The organism is Pseudomonas sp. LABIM340, assembly GCF_040017195.2.
GTDB lineage: Bacteria > Pseudomonadota > Gammaproteobacteria > Pseudomonadales > Pseudomonadaceae > Pseudomonas.
Map to the genome: position 1 here is coordinate 1,430,280 of NZ_CM200227.1, position 17,698 is coordinate 1,447,977.

The window sequence follows — 17,698 nt, forward strand, 5'->3', positions numbered from 1 at the left end:
CACCTGACTGATTGAACATGACAGTCTAGATGGGGAAACCGGCGCGGGGTTTCAATCCCATTGCTTCGAAGGATGTGTCCGCAGATGTTGCGGCCGATTGTGTGCGAACGAAGCTTACGAGCGGATTAGCGGGCGCGGCCGCAGGAAATCGCTGGGCGGCCGGCCGAACTGGCGGCTGAACATGGCGCTGAAGGCGCTGGGCGTGCTGTAGCCCACTTCCAGCGCCACGCTCAGCACGCTCTCGCCCAGAGCCAGGCGCTCCAGTGCGGCCAGCAGGCGTGCCTGTTGCCGCCATTGGCCGAAGGTCAGCCCGGTTTCGGCGAAGAACCAGCGCTGCACCGTCTTGCTGTCGACATTCAGCCGGGCGGCCCAGTCGGTAAGGCTCGCGCTGTCGCCGGGCTGGGCCTGGATGGCCTGGCACAATGCACGCAGGCGCGGATGGGCGGGCAGCGGCAGGTGCAGCGGCAGCATCGGGTCTTCACGCAGTTCATCGAGCATCAGGCCGAGGACGCGACCGTCGCGGGAGTCCGGGGTGACCTCGCCGCTGATCGACAGCGCCGCCAGGATCAGTTCCCGTAGCAGCGGCGAGACCGCCAGCACGCAGCAGTCCGGCGGCAGGTGCGGGGCGCTGCCCGGTTCCACATAGAGGGTGCGCACCTGCACGTTGCCGACCATGCGCGTCCAGTGCTCCACGCCGCCGGGTATCCACAGGCCGCGGTTGTCCGGCACCACCCACTGTCCGCTGGCGCTGCCCACCACCAGCACGCCGCGCACGGCGTAGAGCAGTTGCGCGCGGTGATGGCTGTGCGCAGGCACCTGATGCCCATCGGGGAAGTCCAGGGCGATGGCTGCCACCGGGCTGGCGGCCCGTTCGTCGCCGTGGTTTTCCAGCGGTTGGGCTGCAATGTCCTTTTTGCGCATGTAGATGCCTGTTTGTCGTTAGACGACCACTTTCCTCCATCGTTAGGCTGCTGAACAGTCCCCATCTGCATCGATGATTCCGCCATGACCGACATGTCCGTTATCGCCGAACAACTGGCCCGAATCGCCCAGTTGCTCGAACAATCCCTGCCTGCGCGCCCCGAGCTGGCGCTGCAGGAGGGCGCCATCGCCCACCTCTGGGAATACCGCCAGGGCCAGCCGCGCCTGACGCCGGTGGTCGAGCCTGCGCTGATCGCCTTCGATGACTTGCGCAACGTCGACCGGCAGAAGGCGCTGATCGAGCAGAACACCCGTCAGTTCGTGTCCGGCCGCCCGGCGAACAACGTACTGCTGACCGGCGCGCGCGGCACCGGCAAGAGTTCGCTGGTGAAGGCCTGCCTGCATGCCTTCCAAGCCGAAGGGTTGCGTCTGATCGAGGTGGACAAGGAGCACCTGGCCGACCTGCCGCAGATCATCGACCTGCTGCGCCATCGCCAGGAGCGCTTCATCCTGTTCTGCGACGACCTGTCCTTCGAGGATGGCGAAACCGGCTACAAGGGCCTGAAGACCGTGCTCGACGGCTCGGTGGCCGGGCAGTCCGGCAACGTGCTGATCTACGCCACGTCCAACCGTCGCCACCTGCTGGCCGAGCGCGCCGAGGACAACCTGTCGTTCCAGCGCAGCGAGAGTGGCGAGTTGCACCCCGGCGAGGCGGTGGAAGAGAAGATCTCGCTCTCCGAGCGTTTCGGCCTGTGGATATCTTTCTATGCCTTCAGCCAGGAGCAGTACCTGGAGGCGGTCGCCCGCTGGCTGGAGTCCCACGGCCTGGGCGGCGTACGGCAGGAGGAGTGGGAGCAGGCGGCGATCCGCTGGGCGACCCATCGCGGGTCGCGGTCCGGTCGGATCGCCGCGCAGTTCGCCCGGGATTACGCCGGGCGTCAGCTCTAGAGCATCAGAACGCGACCTTTACCCCCGCCTGGATGCCACGCCCGCCGGCCGGCACGCTGTCGCGCAGGATAGAGCTGGCGTAGCGCACGGTCTGGTTGGTCAGGTTCTCGCCCTTGACGAAGGCCAGCCAGCGGCTGTCGCCCAGGTCAAAGCGGTATCCGACGCTGGCGCCGAGGGTGGTGTAGCCATCGGTGCGCAGCTCGTTCTCCGGCACGCGGTTCTGGTCGGCGGCGTATTCCACATCGACCCGTGCCTGCCATTGCTGCAGTTCCCACAGCAGCGCGCTGTTCAGGCGCAGCGGGGCGATGCGTGGCAGGGCTTCGCCGGTGTCCTTGTTCTTGGCGCGGGTGTAGTCGCCGGAAAGCTCCAGGTCGAAGCGTCCGTAGGGGCTGTCCAGCAGATGGATGCGATCCTGGGCCTCGATGCCGTAGAAGTCCGCCTTCACGCCGCTATAGAGGTACTCGGGCAGCGCCTCGTCGTCGCCGGCATCCACCAGCGCGCCTTCCTCGTCGCGGTAGCGTCCGCTGGCCAGCAGGCCGATGTAGTTGGAGAAGCGGCTGTAGAACACGCCGACGCTGCCCTTGTGGCGGCCGCTGTCGAAGCGCAGGGCGAGGTCGGTGGAAACGGCCTTTTCCTTGCTGGCGTCGGCGTCGCCCACTTCGAAGGTGCCGGTGGCGGCGTGGGCGCCGTTGGCGTACAGCTCGTAGAAGGTCGGGGCGCGCTCGGTGTAGGCCAGGGTGCCGGCCAGCGACCAGCTCGGCGTCAGTGTGTAGACGGCACCGGTGGACAGGCTGCCGGCGGTGAAGCTGCGCGAGCCGTCGTTCTCGGCGAAGCGCTCGTTGTCCTTGGCGTTGGGCTCGATGCGCGTGTGCTCGACACGGCCGCCCAGGTTCAGCGCCAGGCGTTCGCTGGCCTGCCAGTTCTCCAGGAAGAACAGCGCAGCGCTGTCGGTCTCGGTGTGCGGGACGAAGGCTTCTTCACCCAGCGCGGAGAAGCGGCTGTTGGCGACCTGCGCGCCGATCACGCCGTCCAGCGGGCCGATAGGCTTGTGCCGCGCCTCGATGCGCGCCTCGTAGCCGTCGTTCTTGAAGGTGGTGCCGGTCTCGCCGTCCTCGATTTCCTTGTGCTGGTACTCGGTGTAGGCGGCGTCCAGCTTCACCGAACTGAAGGGGCCGTCGAGGTCGCGGATTTCCGAGGCGAAGGCGTAACGGTCCTGCTGCATCTTCAGGCGCACGTCGTCTTCGGCGGGCGAGCCGTAATTGCTGTCGTAGCCGCTGTAGGACAGGCCGGCATAGCCGTGATCCCAGTGGTAGCTGCCGCCGATGGCGCCGCTGTCCTGGCGGCCGTCGCTGTTGTTCACGCGGTGCTTGGAGTCATCGCCATCGATCTGCCGTTGGCGCGACGAGTGGGCATAGCCGGGGATGCGCAGGTCGTTGAACTCGCGGGAGCCGGCGTCCAGGTGCAGGGCGAAGTGGCCGTCGCCGGCTTCCAGCGCGCCGGCGCTGCTGCGGGTAGTGTCCGAGCCGCCGTAGCGCAGCTCGCCCTGGCCGTGGATGCCGTCCACCGGTTCGCTGGGGATGCGGTTGTCGAAGCTGTTGACCACACCGCCGATGGCGTTGCCGCCATAAAGCAGGGCGGCCGGGCCGCGCACCACTTCGATGCGCTCGACCACATTGGGGTCCTCCGGCACGGCGTGGTCGTAGGACAGCGACGAGGCGTCCAGCGCGCCCACGCCATTGCGCAGGATGCGGATGCGGTCGCCGTCCATGCCGCGAATCACCGGGCGGCTGGCGCCGGGGCCGAACCAGGTGGAGGACACGCCCGGCGTGCCGTTGAGGGTTTCGCCCAGGCTGCCTTTCTGCCGCAGGGTCAGCTCGTCGCCCCGCAGGACGCTGCTGGGCGCAGCGGGGGAGGCATCACCCAACGGGTTGGCGGTGATCACCTGGGGCTCCAGCTCGGTGGGGGCGGCATCGGCCAGCGAGGGTGCGCCGGCGCACAGGGCGAGGCCCAGCGGTGCTAGACGCCAGCGCGGACGGGGAAGGGATGGGGGCATGACGAACTCCTGGTTTTTCTTCTGGCAAAGCGAACCCCTCCCTCGTGGTCAGGGATGCGCCAGGCGGCGGAGGAGGGGCAATGGGAAAGTGTTATTTGTTATAACATAACATATCTATCGGTTAGCAAGATTTTCCGGCTTAGATGCTTTAGTGCTTGCCTATCCCTGGAGTTGCGCCCGGTTGCACCTGTGCGCTGGGCAGGCCCGGTCGAATCCCGTACCATGCTCAAAATTTGATCAGTCCAGCGCCATGTTCGATACCCGCCTCGCCACGCTGTCCGACCAGACCGACCAGCACGCCCATGACCATCACCAGTTGGTGATGTCCCTGAGCGGTCGCGCGGAATTCGAGATCGGTGGCGCCGGCGGCGAGGTCTGCCGGATGCGCGCCTGCCTGGTGCCGGGGGATGTCGATCATGAGTTCGCCGGGCTCGGCGACAACCGGATGCTGATCCTCGATCTGAACGAGGCCGGCACCGGCGAGCAGGATCGTGAGCTGCTGGCGCGGTTGTTCGAGGTGCCGCGCTATCCGACCCTGGATGCGGATTTCCAGCACCTGCTCAGCTACGCCGGCGCGGAGATCGCCCGCTACGGCGATGACCCGCTGCTCGCCCGCGCCCTCGGTGGCGTGCTGCTGCGCGCGCTGCACCTGCGCCTGTTCGGCGAAGACCGTGCGCCGCGCAGCGGACCGCTGGACCTGGAGCGGCTGGACGGCTACATCGCCGATCACCTGTCCCGGCGCATCACCGTGGCCGAGTTGGCGCAGGTTGCGTGCCTGAGTCCCAGTCACTTCCATGCGCAGTTCAAGGATCGCGTCGGCCTCACGCCGCACCAGTACCTGCTGCGCCAGCGCCTTGATCGTGCTGCGCGCCTGCTGCGGGAAACCGACCTGCCGCTGGTCGGCGTGGCCGGCGAATGCGGCTTCTCCAGCCAGAGCGCGCTGACCACCGCGATGCGCCGATACCTCGGCTTGACCCCGGGCAGCCTGCGCCGTAGTTGAATCCGCTAGCCTGCGCGCCCTGGATTGCTGATCGAACGGTCAGCTGCCGCCCCTTGGGTGCCGGAGTCTTTTGCAAGAACTCCAGAGCTTTCGGCAAGAAATTCGCTGGGTGCAACCCATAGAGTCCGCCCACCGCGTTGCTGGTGCTCCAAGGTGCAACCCGGTCAAGCCAAGAACAACAGCCAGCTCGATACGCGGGAGGGGCAGCATGCCCATCACCGGTTTTGTCTTTGCCTGTAGCGCGCCTGCACCTGGCCGCGCCACTCCCTCCACGGCCCGGCCCGCAGCGCCCGCCCGTGGTCTTGCGCCGTCCGCCCTCGGACCAGTGGCGCCATTCGCTCCGATGCTTTCTGTACAATCCGCGCCCTCGCGCGCCGGCCACCCCCTGCCGCACCTCCATGCGCGCGTGAACCCAGTTTCGAATCGCTCCGGCAAGCAGTGCTGCCCGTCCATGGGGCGGCGCGCCAGGTATTGCCGTAGTGCGGGCGCCCGTTCAGGCGCCTGATGGATCACCGGGCCCAGCCCGGGAAACGGCCCGCACCTCGCTAACCGGCGAAGGCGGGACGGAGGTCGCCGTGGTGAGACGGTGGCTGCAGGAAGACGCCAGCAAGGACGAGGGCGTGCCTGCGTCGGGATGCGTAGCGGTTCGGTGCCTGTTTGGCATCACGCGCAACCCGGTTTGCCTGTGAGCAAGCGCTAACCGGTCGGCGTCAACCACGCCGGCTGCCAGTCAAGGGCCCGCGATACCCCGCGAGCCCGGATAAAAACAAGCTGTAGGGGAGTCCCCATGAGCGTCAACACGCCAACACTGATCACCTTCGTGATCTACATCGCAGCCATGGTTCTGATCGGCCTGGCCGCCTATCGTTCGACCAACAACTTCTCCGATTACATCCTCGGTGGCCGCAGCCTCGGCAGCTTCGTCACCGCGCTGTCGGCCGGTGCCTCGGACATGAGCGGCTGGCTGCTGATGGGCCTGCCGGGCGCCATCTACCTGTCGGGCATCTCGGAAAGCTGGATCGCCATCGGCCTGATCTGCGGCGCCTACCTGAACTGGCTGTTCGTCGCCGGCCGCCTGCGCGTGCACACCGAGCACAACGGCAACGCCCTGACCCTGCCGGACTACTTCAGCACCCGCTTCGAGGACAACAGCCGCCTGCTGCGTGTCATCTCCGCGCTGGTGATCCTGGTGTTCTTCACCATCTACTGCGCCTCCGGCATCGTCGCCGGCGCCCGCCTGTTCGAAAGCACCTTCGGCATGTCCTACGAGACTGCGCTGTGGGCCGGTGCTGCCGCGACCATCGCCTACACCTTCGTCGGTGGCTTCCTGGCGGTGAGCTGGACTGACACCGTGCAGGCCTCGCTGATGATCTTCGCGCTGATCCTCACCCCGATCATCGTGCTGTTCGCCACTGGTGGCGTGGAGCCGACCTTCGCGGCCATCGAGCTGAAGGACGCGGCCAACTTCGACATGTTCAAGGGCGCTTCCTTCGTCGGAGTGCTGTCGCTGATGGCCTGGGGCCTGGGCTACTTCGGCCAGCCGCACATCCTGGCGCGCTTCATGGCCGCCGATTCGGTGAAGTCGATCCCGGCTGCCCGCCGCATCTCCATGACCTGGATGATCCTCTGCCTGGGCGGCGCCGTGGCCGTCGGCTTCTTCGGCATCGCCTACTTCCAGGCGCACCCGGAGCAGGCTGGCGCCGTGGGCGAGAACCACGAGCGCATCTTCATCGAACTGGCGAAGATCCTCTTCAACCCGTGGATCGCCGGCATCCTGCTGTCCGCCATCCTCGCCGCGGTGATGAGCACCCTGAGCTGCCAGCTGCTGGTGTGCTCCTCGGCGCTGACCGAGGACTTCTACAAGGCCTTCCTGCGCAAGAACGCCAGCCAGCTGGAGCTGGTGTGGGTCGGTCGCGCCATGGTGCTGCTGGTCGCGCTGGTCTCCATCGCCCTGGCCGCCAATCCGGATAACCGTGTCCTGGGCCTGGTGTCCTACGCCTGGGCCGGCTTCGGCGCCGCGTTCGGTCCGCTGGTACTGTTCTCCGTGCTGTGGAAAGGCATGACCCGCAATGGTGCGCTGGCCGGCATCATCGTCGGTGCGGTCACCGTGATCGTCTGGAAGCAGTTCGGCTGGCTCGGCCTGTACGAGATCATTCCGGGCTTCATCCTCTCCAGCGTTTCCATCGTGGTCTTCAGCCTGATCGGTTCTGCACCGTCCAAGGCGATGATCCAGCGTTTCGAGGACGCCGAGGCGGAATACGCCGAAGCGACCCAGCCGGCCGGTACTCCGCTGACCAGCCGCTGATCCTGCGCTGAATGAAAAAGGTCGCGCTCCCGGAAGGGGCGCGGCCTTTTTTGTGGCTCTTTTGTCGGCGCGAGCTGCGGATCTCCCTGTAGGAGCGCGCCATGCGCGCGATCGCGGGCATGGCCCGCTCCTACAGGGAGCACCGATGTTTCAGTGCGAAGCGTGCCCGCTGCTCATCGCTGCTGCATAGCGCCAGCAGGCGAACAGGCACAGCAGCAGGCCGGCCACCGCCAGCGCGCCGCCGGTGTAGCCGATCCATTCCAGCCCCATGCCCACCGCCACGCGGCTGCCCAGCAGCGCGCCGCCGCCGATGCCGACGTTGTACAGGCCGGAGAACATCGCCATGGCCACGTCGGTGGCGTCATGGGCGAGCTGCAGTACCTTCGCCTGCAGCGCCAGGCCGAAGCAGAGGATCGCCGCGCCCCAGAACAGGCTCAGGCCCAGCAGCGCCGTGGGCGAATGGGCCAGCGGCATCAGCAGCAGGAGCGAGCCGCCGAGCACGGCGATGGCCATGCACGGGAAGGCGCGTGGGAAACGCTCGCTGTAGCGGCTGAAGAGGATCGAGCCGAACATCCCGGCGCCGCCGAACAGCAGCAGGAGCAGGGTGGTCTTGTGGCTGTCCAGCGCGGCGACTTCGCGGGCGAACGGCTCGATGTAGCTGTAGGCGGTGAACTGCGCGGTGATCACCAGCACGGTGAGCACGTACATCGACACCAGCGCCGGGCGGCGCAACAGCAGCGGCAGGCTGCGCAGCGAGCCGGAGTTCTGGCTCGGCAGCAGCGGCAGCGCGCGGGCCAGCCAGAGCACCACCACTACCGAGACACCAGCAATCGCCAGGAAGGTGGTGCGCCAGCCCATCGCTTCGCCCAGTACGCGGCCCAGCGGGATGCCCAGCACCATCGCCAGGATGGTCCCGGTGGCCAGCAGGCCGAGGGCTTTCGCCTGTTGGCCCGGCGGCGCCACGCGCACCGCGAGCGACGCGGTGATCGACCAGAACACCGCATGGGCGAAGGCGATGCCGAAGCGGCTGATCATCAGCACCGTGAAGTTCCAGGCGAAGCCGGAGAGCACGTGGCTGACGATGAACAGGCAGAAGATCACCACCAGCAGGCGCCGGCGTTCCATGTTGCGGGTCAGCTGCATCAGCGGCAGCGAGGCCAGCGACACGACCCAGGCGTAGAGCGTGAGCATCAGCCCGGTCTGTTCCGGACGCATGTCGAAGCTCGCGCCGATGTCGCTGAGCAGGCCCACCGGGACGAACTCGGTGGTGTTGAAGATGAAGGCGGCGATGGCCAGGGCGATGACGTTCAGCCAACTGCCGGAGCGGGTTTCTTGCGCGGTGGTCATGGGAATCCTGAGGTGAAGTGGGGCTCAGGCCGTGCCTTGGGATCACGCGCGGAGCGTGTCGCGGGCAAAGAAGAATTGTTGTTGCGGCAGGCGTGATTCTACCCACGGGTTGCCCATCGCGCACGGCGAATGCCGCCCTGCGCGGGCGCAGCGGCAGGCTCAGGCGGCGTTGTCGATCAGCGGGTCGGCGGCATGCGCGGCTTCCTCGGCCAGCCAGTCGAGGAACGCCCGCACCGGCGGGTGGCGCTCGCGGCCCGGCACGCAGAGCGCGGTGTAGCGGGCGCCGGGCACGTTGATGTCGGGGCGGTAGGGCACCAGCAGGCCTTTCTCCACGCTCTCGGACACCAGCAACGAACTGGCCAGTACCAGTCCCTGGCCGGCGATGGCCGCCTGCAGGGCATAGAACTCCTCGTCGTACTCGCGCTGCACCGCCTGGGCCAGCAGGCATTCTTCGCCGGCCACCTGGCACCAGGCCTTCCAGCCGCGCTCGTAAAGCTCGGAGTTGTGCCAGCGCACGCTGATCATCTCCGGTACTTCCACGTCGGCCGTGGCCACCAGCGCCGGCGCGCCATACACGGCGAAGCGCTCGGCCAGCAGGAACTGGTTGTGCATGCGCGGGTAGTCGCCGAAGCCGTAGCGGATCGCCAGGTCGACGCTGGCGTCCTGCTGCAGGTCGAGCAGTTCGCACTGGCTGTCCAGGCGCAGGCGGATGTGTGGGTAGCGTGCGTAGAAGCGGCCCAGGCGCGGCACCAGCCACAGTGCGGCGAAGGCGGGCGTGGTGGAGAGCGTCAGGCTGCTGGCGCTGCGCTGCGGGCGCAGACTGTCCACCGATTGCGAAACTTCCAGCAGCGCGCCATGCAGGCTGCGGAACAGCCGCTCACCGGCTTCGGTCAGGCGCACCTGGCGTGGCAGGCGCTCGAACAACGGCAGGCCCAGCCATTCCTCCAGCGCGCGCACCTGGTGGGATACCGCTGTGGGCGTCACCGCCAGCTCCTGGGCGGCGGCCTTGAAGCTCAGCTGGCGCGCGGCGGATTCGAAGGTGCGCAGGGCGGGAAGCGGCAGGTTGGCGAACATGGTGCGCTCCATGGATGAGCTGGATTCATCTGGAAGGAAATCCCCTCAGTTGTCCGGCTATACGGCTGGAAATAGCTTAGGCGGCAACAGGAGGCCAATCAGGACCTCCGCAGTGTACACCTTCAGCAAGGAACGACAGATGAACAGGATTCTCGCCATCCACGCCAGCCCCCGCGCCGACCGCTCGCATTCCCGCCGCCTGGCCGAGGGCTTTCTTTCGGCGCTGCCGCATGTGCAACTCACCCGCCGCGAGGTGGGCCGCGCCGACTTGCCCCACGTCAGCGAGGGCTTCATCGCCGCCGCCTTCCACCCTGAACCGGACAATCGCCCGGCCGAGCTGCAGGCCGAGCTGGCGCTGAGCGAGGAGCTGGTGGACGAGCTGCTCGGCCACGACCTGCTGGTGATCTCCACGCCGATGTACAACTTCAGCGTGCCCAGCGGGCTGAAGGCCTGGGTCGACCAGATCGTCCGCATCGGCCGCACCTTCGACCTGCACCTGAAGGACGGCGAGGCGGAATACGAGCCGCTGCTCAAGGGGCGCAAGGCGCTGATCGTCACCAGCCGCGGCGGCGCCGGCATGGGGCCTGGCGGCGAGCTCGAGTGGATGAACCACGCCGATACCTGGCTGCGCGTGGCCCTGGGTTTCCTCGGTATCGAGGACGTGCAGGTGATCGCCGCGGAGGGCGAGGAGGGCAATCCTGAAGCCTTCCGCGCTTTCTATCAACAGGCCGAGAAGGCCCTGGCCGACCTCGCCGAGAGCGAGTGGGCGCGTGTGTGATGGCCTGGGCAATGCTGATGGTGGCGGCGGTGTTCGAGGTGATGTTCGCGGTGTCGATGAAATACGCCGAGGGCTTCACCCGCCCGCTGCCGACCGTGGTGACGGTGGTCGCGGTGATCGGCGGGATCTTCTTCCTCACCCTGGCGATGCGCCACTTGCCGGTGAGCATCGCCTACCCGGTGTGGACGGCCATCGGCACGCTGGGCACGGTGTTCTTCGGCTTCCTGTTGCTGGGCGAAGCGCTGACCCTGACCAAGCTGGCGTCGGTCGCCCTGATCGTGGCTGGCGTGGCCGGGTTGCGGGCCTGATCGCCTGTGGCTGATTCTTGGTGGTAAGGTGCCGCGCATTCTCCACGACGGCACCGAACATGAACGACAAACCGAAGAACCCGCTGCATGGCGTGACCCTGGAAGCCATCCTCAACCAGCTGGTGGCGCAGTACGGCTGGGAAGGGCTGGCCAAGCGCATCGACGTGCGCTGCTTCAAGAACGACCCGAGCATCAAGTCCAGCCTGACCTTCCTGCGCCGCACGCCGTGGGCGCGGGAGCAGGTCGAGGCGCTGTACGTGAAGAGCGTGCAGGGCAAGTAACCTGGCGGCTCTGCGTATCGCAGGGCTACCTCCAACTCACCCGCAGGTTATCCAGCCGCTCCTGGCACCCGGTGCTGATCCCCGGCTCCAGGTAGCTGGTCAGCAGCGGCGCCATGCCCTTGAGCACCTGCACCGGCAACGCCGAGGTGAACTTGAAGCCATCCGACTCGCTGCCGGCCACATAGGCGGTGAGCGTACCGAAGTGGCGCGGGCCGATATAGAAGACGAAGGTCGCCGTGCGGTTCATCGCCTTGGAACTCTTCACCCAGCCGCTGCGAGTGACGCTCTCGATGCGGTTGTCGCCGGTGCCGGTCTTGCCACCCATCACCAGGGCATTGCCATCAGCCAGCTTGAAGGTACCGGACAGACGCCGGGCAGTGCCCGCATCCACCACCTGCGATAGCGCGGTGCGCAACGCCTGGGCGACCTCTGAACGCATCACCTGGCGGCCGTTGCCGGATTCCGGGCCGAGGGTGACTTCATAGGGCGTGGCGGCGGCGAAGTGCAGGCTGTCGATGCGCAGGGTCGGCAGGCGCACGCCGTCGTTGAGGATGATCCCCATCAGCTCCGCCAGCGCCGCCGGGCGGTCGCCCGAACTGCCCAGCGCGGTGGCCAGCGACGGTACCAGGTGGTCGAACGGGTAGCCCAGGCGCTTCCACTGCTCATGCAGGTCGAGGAAGGCTTCGACCTCCAGCATGATGCGGATGCGCTTGTCGCGGGCGTACTTGTGCCGCGACTTGAACAGCCAGCCATAGACTTCCTTGCGCTCGGCGCCGCTGGCGGCGACAGCGTCGGCGAAGGTCGCCGCCGGTTGGCGCTGCAGGTAGCCCAGCAGCCACAGTTCCAGCGGGTGCACGCGGGCGACATAGCCCTGGTCGTTGAGGTTGAACGCGCCCGGACCGTAGCGCGTGTAGAGATCCTCGATGCGTTTGTCGGTGAGCTTGTCGCCGGCGTACTTGCCCTGCTTCAGGCGGTCCTGCAGGAAAGCGGCGAAGGTCGGCACATCCGCCTGCGGCTGCAGATAGCGGTGGATTGCCGCCAGCCGCACCGGCCAGGCGCGCAGGCCGTCGAGGAAGGTGCTCAGGCGCTCGTCGTTGTCCTTGCCCTTGTACTTCTGCCAGAAACGCAGCAGGTAGACCTGGCTTTCCTTGTCGACGAAGCGGTCGAGGTAGTCCTGCCGGCGCGGGTCCTTGTCGTCGGCCAGCACGGCGACCTTGCTGCCCTCGTTGGCATAGATGTCATGGCGCACCAGGTCGCGCAGCAGGCGCACGAAAGGCAGGTTGATCGACTCGCGCAGGGCATCCTGGATGGTCGGGATGCGGCCGTTGTCTTCCTTGCGGAAGTTGCTGAAGGTGTGCACGCCGCCGCCGGTGAAGAAGCTTTCATAGGGGCTGGCGGAATATTTTCGTTGCAGCGCGGCGGCGAGCATGTCCGGCAGGTCGCGATCCTTGGCGGCGATCAGGTAGTCGATGGACCAGCGGGTGAGGAAGTCCAGCGGCTCCACCGGCACCTTCCTCAGCTCCGCCACGCTCATCGGCGCGTACAGCTGGTGCAGGTCGGCGATGGTTTCCAGGTAGGTGGAGAGCACGCGCAGCTTGGCGGTGGAGCCCAGCTCCAGCTTGCTGCCTTCGTTGATGTCGAAGGGTTGCTCGGTGCTGTCGGTCTGCACGCGCACGCGGTTGCCGCTGGGAGTGCGCTCGAACAGGGTGAAGCTGTAGCGCACGTCTTTGGTCTTGTCCTTGGACAGCAGGTGCTCGCCGAACAGGCCGATCTGCTCGGCGAATTCCGGGTTGGACAGATGCCGCAGGTAACCGGTGACCTGCTCCTGCAACTCATGCTGCAGGGTGGTGGTGAAGCTCATGTCGAAGCGGTCGAGGTCGTACAGCGGCACGTCGAGCATGCCGGCCAGGCGGGTGCGGGCCAGACCGATGCCCTTGTTGTTCTCCAGCGGGGTGAAGCTCGGCTCGCTGCGCGGATCGCGGAACGTAAGCTTCTGCTTGAGCGCGGCGTCGCGCAGTTCGGGAGCGATCACATTGTTCTGCGCGAGCACGCGCAGATAGCTGTCGGTCAGCACGGCGAGCTGTTCGCGGCCGCGCGCCAGGTACCAGGACGGCCGGCGGTGGGCGATCATCAGCGACACCACCTGGCGCAGCGCCTTGCCCTGGGCCGCCAGTTCGGCGTCGGAGCCGGGCGGGGCGTTGAGCAGCTTGTTGACCTGCTGGTAGTCGGCGCCGTACCAGATCCACAGGCCATCCGGCAGGCCGCTGACTTCGCCATAGCCGGGCTGCGCCGAAAGCGGCACGGAGTTCAGGTAGGTGAGGGCGACGTTGCGCCGCGCGGCCATATTCTCCGCGCCGTTCTGGTAGGTACGCACACTGGCCGAAGCCATCTGCCGCAGCTTGTCGGTGATGGAGTTGGTGCGGCCATCCTCGGAGTGGCGGTACTTCTCGATCTGCGTGGCGAGGGTGCTGCCGCCGGGCGCGTGGTTGCCCAGGCCGACCAGCTTGCCCACCTGCGCCACCGAAGCCTGGGTGAAGCGGCTCCAGTCGATGGCCGGGTTCAGGTAGGGGCGGTCGGGGTCGAGCAGGTCGCGGTTCTCGATATACAGTAGGCTGTTGACGATGGCCGGCGAGATGCTCTCGAAGTTGGCGTAGAGCCGCTGCGGGTAGCGGAAGTTGTAGATCGGCAGGCCGCGGCAGTCGGCGATGTCGACGCCGGCCTGGGCCTTCTCCGGGTAGGGCGGGAACATGCCGTGGCCGGTGTACTGCAGCAGCGGATCGGAGAAGCGCGCCTGGCTCAGGGTGACGAAATTGCGCTCGTGCAGGCGGCCGAGGAAGCTCGGCAGTTGCTGGTAACCCAGGCGTCGGTCGAAGGGCCCGCCTTGGGGATAGACCACGTCCGCGGTGCCGCCCTGCTCCAGGCTCCAGGTCAGCCCGGTGGCGTAGCGCGCCAGTTCGCGCGCCTGCAGCTTGGAGGTGCGCGCTTCATAGAGCAGCGCCGCGCCCATGGCGGCCAGCAGCGGCAGGAGAAAGAGGAAGAGGATGAGGAAGCGGTGGTGATGCACTTTCTGCGGGGAAAGGCCGGGCCCCAGACTTCCCGGTTGACCTGCCACTTGCGTACCGGAATGCTTCGAGTTGCCCATTTTCACGCCCCGCCCTTGCTTGTACGACAGCCCAGGTAGCGGACTCCGCCCACGTGATGGCCGGCGCCATCCTGGCGCCGCGAAAGCCGCTTCCCCCGCGGCTTTCCTAACTTCCAGCGTAGTCGGCGGCAAAAAAACTGCGCACCGGCTGGCACCGTTCACGACCGTGCGGATTGATTTGCCGACGGCCAGCAGGTGCAATGTACTGACTTCGACAGGAACCTTTGCCCATGCGTTCGCCTTTTCTGCCTTGCAGCCTGCCCCGTGCTCTGTCTCTGGCGGCCCTGATACTGGCGTCCTTGAGCGCCCAGGCGGCGCCCATGCCGTTCTATCGCTGGCAGAGCAAGCTCGATGGCGCCTATACCTGCCAGCAGACGTCGCCGGGCAGTGGCTGGCAGAAGATCGGCGGGCCGTTCCGCGACGCCGGCTGCCGCGAAGCGCTCCCGCAGACCCCGCCGCCCAAGGGGTTGGCGGTGCCCAAGGTGCTCAGGGGGCAGTAGTCCGCGTTCGCTTGCCCCCATGCACGGAGCTCACCATGACCGACCACGACGCCCGAATCCGCCAAAGCTGGCAGGCCAACGCCGATCCCTGGACCCGTGCGGTACGCGAGCAACGCATCGAAAGCCGCCGGCTGGTGACTGACGCAGCGATCCTTGGCGCCATCGCCGATGGTCCGGCACGGCGTGCGCTCGATATCGGCTGCGGCGAAGGCTGGTTGTGTCGCGCGCTGGCGGAGCGGGGCAGCGAGTGCGTCGGTGTGGATGCCTCGGCGCCACTGATCGATTCGGCGCAGGCGGCAGGCGGCGCACGCTTCGAGGTGATGGATTACGCGGCGCTGATCGAGTCCGGCAGCAGCCTGGGACAGTTCGACGTACTGGTGTGCAACTTCGCGCTGCTCGACGAGTACATTGCGCCCTTGCTCGGCGCCTTGCGCGATCGGCTCAACCCCGGCGGGCGGCTGCTGATCCAGACCGTTCACCCCTGGACCGCCTGCGGCGACGAGCCCTATGCGGATGGCTGGCGTCTGGAAACCTTCGCCGTATTCGGTGGCGAGTTCCGCTCACCGATGCCCTGGTTCTTCCGCACCCTGGAGTCCTGGCTGGCGCTGCTGAGCGCCAGCGGCTGGCGTCTGCGGCAACTGCGCGAGCCGCGCCATCCGGACACCGGCCAACCCTGCTCGCTGTTGCTGGAATTGCATCCGCCGGCGGGCTGAACCGCTCTACACCGGCCCTGACCGGTCACGCGGATGTGGCGATACGCCGCTATTCCTTTGGTCACATTGCACCTTGGTGGTGCAGACGTTTCCTACACACTTGTGTAACACTCGCCCGCGACCTCAGCCGTGGTCCTCCCGCAATGCCCACGTCCGCTTCACAAGAGCGGGCAGCCTCTTCCGGTGTGCCGTCCTGGAACTGCCAGACACTTCTCCCTCCGTGCCGCCCGGCGCGGTGGCGAAGCCTTTCCGGTGGTTCCGCACCCTGACTGCACTCAGAGTCCGCAGCTGATTACTCCCAAGAACAAAATGAGGTTGCATCACCATGTCGTCCCACGATCTCCAAAGGGATCTCAACGAGCGGCACATCCGTCTCATGGCCCTGGGCGCCTGCATCGGCGTCGGCCTGTTCCTCGGCTCCGCGAAGGCCATCCAGATGGCCGGCCCGGCCATCATGCTGTCCTACATCATCGGCGGTCTCGCCATCCTCGTGATCATGCGCGCCCTCGGCGAGATGGCCGTGCACAATCCGGTGGCCGGCTCCTTCGCCCGCTATGCGCAGGACTACCTCGGCCCGCTGGCCGGCTACCTGACCGGCTGGAACTACTGGTTCCTCTGGCTGGTGACCTGTGTCGCGGAAATCACCGCGGTGGCCATCTACATGGGCATCTGGTTCCCCGACGTGCCGCGCTGGATCTGGGCGCTGGCCGCGCTGGCGAGCATGGGCACCATCAACCTCATCGCCGTGCGCGCCTTCGGTGAATTCGAGTTCTGGTTCGCGCTGATCAAGATCGTCACCATCGTCGCCATGATCCTGGCCGGCGCCGGCATGATCTTCTTCGGCCTGGGCAACGGCGGCATCGCCACCGGCATCTCCAACCTGTGGAGCAACGGCGGCTTCATGCCCCACGGCATCACCGGCGTGCTGATGTCGCTGCAGATGGTGATGTTCGCCTACCTGGGCGTGGAGATGATCGGCCTCACCGCCGGTGAAGCGAAGAACCCGCAGAAGACCATCCCCGGTGCGATCAACTCGGTGTTCTGGCGCATCCTGCTGTTCTACGTGGGCGCGCTGTTCGTGATCATGTCCATCTACCCGTGGAACGAGATCGGCACCCAGGGCAGCCCCTTCGTGATGACCTTCGAGCGCATGGGCATCAAGACCGCCGCGGGCATCATCAACTTCGTGGTGATCACCGCCGCGCTGTCGTCCTGCAATGGCGGCATCTTCAGCACCGGCCGCATGCTCTACAGCCTCGCCCAGCATGGCCAGGCCCCGGCCGTGTTCGCCAAGACCTCCAAGGGCGGCGTGCCGCGCAATGCGCTGCTGCTGTCCATCGGCGCGCTGCTGCTGGGCGTACTGCTGAACTATCTGGTGCCTGAGAAGGTGTTCACCTGGGTGACCTCCATCGCCACCTTCGGTGCGATCTGGACCTGGGCGATGATCCTGCTGGCGCAGCTGAAGTTCCGCCGCGGCCTCTCTGCCGCCGAAGCCGGCAAGCTGCAGTTCAGGATGTGGCTGTACCCGCTCAGCTCCTACCTCGCCATGGCCTTCCTGGTGCTGGTGGTGGTGCTGATGGCCTTCTTCGAGGACACCCGCATCGCGCTGTACATCGGCCCGGCCTTCCTGGTGCTGCTGACGGTGCTGTACTACGCGCTGAACCTTGCTCCTAAGGAGCAAGGCAGCGTCGCCAGCCGTGCCTGACGCGCGGTTGAGCGAATGAAAAAGGGCCTCTTCGGAGGCCCTTTTTTTCGTGCCGAATCAGGCGCTGGGCAGGCTGCCGGCCATGCGGGTCAGGCTGCGGTCGAGTTCGGTGATCTCAAGCTGCAGGCCGATAGGGCGCTTTTCGATGAGCGCGGCGAGGGTCTGCTCGGCGGTGGCGAACAGGGTGTCGACGATGCGCTGGCGCAGCTCCTCCGGGCGTCCGGGGGCGATGCGGACCTGGATATTGATGAAGGCTTCGTTCTTCGAGTTGGCGCCTACCCGGTATTCCCCGATGGCGCGGGCGAAGGTGCGCAGGCCGTTGATGGGGAACACCCCGAGACTCTGCGCGGCCTCATGGAGTTTTTGCGCAAAGCCCAGCGACGCGAGGTCGTCGGCGAGGTTGGCGGTGTAGTCGATGGCGATGTGGGGCATGGGGAGTATCCGGCATAAGTGATGCTGGTCATCCTAGGGAGAGGCGCTCACGGCGGATATGCGGGTGACTACGTATTCGATTGCGCTGACCCGTCGGCTGGGCCGGCGCTTTTTTTGCTGTGGTATTGCAGGTTCGCTGCGTTGGCTTGGGTGTTTCAGCGCCGCTTTGGCGTGCGCGTGGACTCTGTGGT

15 protein-coding genes are annotated in these 17,698 nt (G+C 66.7%); 9 read left to right on the forward strand and 6 right to left on the reverse strand.

Annotation, left to right across the window (positions count from 1 at the left end; genetic code table 11):
* Positions 1 to 114 precede the first annotated feature (114 nt).
* Positions 115 to 921, reverse strand: a complete 807-nt coding sequence (locus ABKS89_RS06780) for an AraC family transcriptional regulator (protein WP_138212462.1) — start codon at positions 919 to 921, stop codon at positions 115 to 117.
* An 84-nt stretch (positions 922 to 1,005) separates the two neighbouring features.
* Between ABKS89_RS06780 and ABKS89_RS06785 the strand changes: the two genes are divergently transcribed.
* The gene (locus ABKS89_RS06785; protein ID WP_348587941.1) at positions 1,006 to 1,869 is read left to right on the forward strand and encodes an ATP-binding protein; all 864 of its coding nucleotides are present in this window, start codon (positions 1,006 to 1,008) and stop codon (positions 1,867 to 1,869) included.
* 4 nt (positions 1,870 to 1,873) lie between these two features.
* On the opposite strand, the gene ABKS89_RS06790 is transcribed toward ABKS89_RS06785, so the two are convergent.
* Positions 1,874 to 3,922 (reverse strand): TonB-dependent receptor, encoded by a 2,049-nt coding sequence (locus tag ABKS89_RS06790; protein ID WP_348587940.1) that lies wholly within the window; start codon positions 3,920 to 3,922, stop codon positions 1,874 to 1,876.
* Positions 3,923 to 4,172: 250 nt separating this feature from the next.
* On the opposite strand from ABKS89_RS06790, the gene ABKS89_RS06795 reads away from it, so the two are divergent.
* Positions 4,173 to 4,922, forward strand: a complete 750-nt coding sequence (locus ABKS89_RS06795; RefSeq protein WP_348587939.1) for an AraC family transcriptional regulator — start codon at positions 4,173 to 4,175, stop codon at positions 4,920 to 4,922.
* Between the two features lie 787 nt (positions 4,923 to 5,709).
* On the forward strand, positions 5,710 to 7,227 hold the full coding sequence (putP, locus tag ABKS89_RS06800; RefSeq protein ID WP_348587938.1) for a sodium/proline symporter PutP: 1,518 nt from the start codon (positions 5,710 to 5,712) through the stop codon (positions 7,225 to 7,227).
* A gap of 150 nt (positions 7,228 to 7,377) precedes the next feature.
* On the opposite strand, the gene ABKS89_RS06805 is transcribed toward putP, so the two are convergent.
* Complete coding sequence (locus ABKS89_RS06805) at positions 7,378 to 8,574, reverse strand: sugar transporter (RefSeq protein ID WP_348587937.1); 1,197 nt, start codon at positions 8,572 to 8,574, stop codon at positions 7,378 to 7,380.
* Positions 8,575 to 8,733: 159 nt separating this feature from the next.
* On the reverse strand, positions 8,734 to 9,648 hold the full coding sequence (locus ABKS89_RS06810; protein ID WP_348587936.1) for a LysR substrate-binding domain-containing protein: 915 nt from the start codon (positions 9,646 to 9,648) through the stop codon (positions 8,734 to 8,736).
* Between the two features lie 139 nt (positions 9,649 to 9,787).
* On the opposite strand from ABKS89_RS06810, the gene ABKS89_RS06815 reads away from it, so the two are divergent.
* From ABKS89_RS06815 to ABKS89_RS06825, 3 genes are read left to right on the forward strand one after another with little or no spacing between them, the layout of a single operon-like run.
* The gene (locus tag ABKS89_RS06815; protein WP_348587935.1) at positions 9,788 to 10,426 is read left to right on the forward strand and encodes an FMN-dependent NADH-azoreductase; all 639 of its coding nucleotides are present in this window, start codon (positions 9,788 to 9,790) and stop codon (positions 10,424 to 10,426) included.
* Positions 10,426 to 10,734, forward strand: coding sequence for a DMT family transporter (locus ABKS89_RS06820; protein ID WP_138212470.1), 309 nt, complete (start codon positions 10,426 to 10,428; stop codon positions 10,732 to 10,734). The genes ABKS89_RS06815 and ABKS89_RS06820 overlap by 1 nt, the downstream gene beginning before the upstream one ends.
* Positions 10,735 to 10,793: 59 nt before the next feature.
* Positions 10,794 to 11,015 (forward strand): VF530 family protein, encoded by a 222-nt coding sequence (locus ABKS89_RS06825; RefSeq protein ID WP_138212471.1) that lies wholly within the window; start codon positions 10,794 to 10,796, stop codon positions 11,013 to 11,015.
* Between the two features lie 25 nt (positions 11,016 to 11,040).
* Here ABKS89_RS06825 and ABKS89_RS06830 read toward each other — a convergent pair whose 3' ends face one another.
* Positions 11,041 to 14,157, reverse strand: a complete 3,117-nt coding sequence (locus tag ABKS89_RS06830; protein WP_518300989.1) for a transglycosylase domain-containing protein — start codon at positions 14,155 to 14,157, stop codon at positions 11,041 to 11,043.
* Between the two features lie 230 nt (positions 14,158 to 14,387).
* Here ABKS89_RS06830 and ABKS89_RS06835 point away from each other — a divergent pair, with 230 nt between their 5' ends.
* From ABKS89_RS06835 to ABKS89_RS06845, 3 genes are all read left to right on the forward strand, one after another.
* Complete coding sequence (locus ABKS89_RS06835) at positions 14,388 to 14,657, forward strand: hypothetical protein (RefSeq protein WP_348587934.1); 270 nt, start codon at positions 14,388 to 14,390, stop codon at positions 14,655 to 14,657.
* Between the two features lie 35 nt (positions 14,658 to 14,692).
* Positions 14,693 to 15,370 carry a class I SAM-dependent methyltransferase gene (locus ABKS89_RS06840; protein WP_348587933.1) on the forward strand — a complete coding sequence of 226 codons (678 nt, stop codon included), beginning with the start codon at positions 14,693 to 14,695 and terminating at the stop codon, positions 15,368 to 15,370.
* A 325-nt stretch (positions 15,371 to 15,695) separates the two neighbouring features.
* Entirely contained in the window at positions 15,696 to 17,075 is a 1,380-nt protein-coding gene (locus ABKS89_RS06845) for an amino acid permease (RefSeq protein ID WP_348587932.1), read from the forward strand.
* 57 nt (positions 17,076 to 17,132) lie between these two features.
* Here ABKS89_RS06845 and ABKS89_RS06850 read toward each other — a convergent pair whose 3' ends face one another.
* The gene (locus ABKS89_RS06850) at positions 17,133 to 17,507 is read right to left on the reverse strand and encodes a 5-carboxymethyl-2-hydroxymuconate Delta-isomerase (RefSeq protein WP_348587931.1); all 375 of its coding nucleotides are present in this window, start codon (positions 17,505 to 17,507) and stop codon (positions 17,133 to 17,135) included.
* Positions 17,508 to 17,698: the final 191 nt, after the last annotated feature.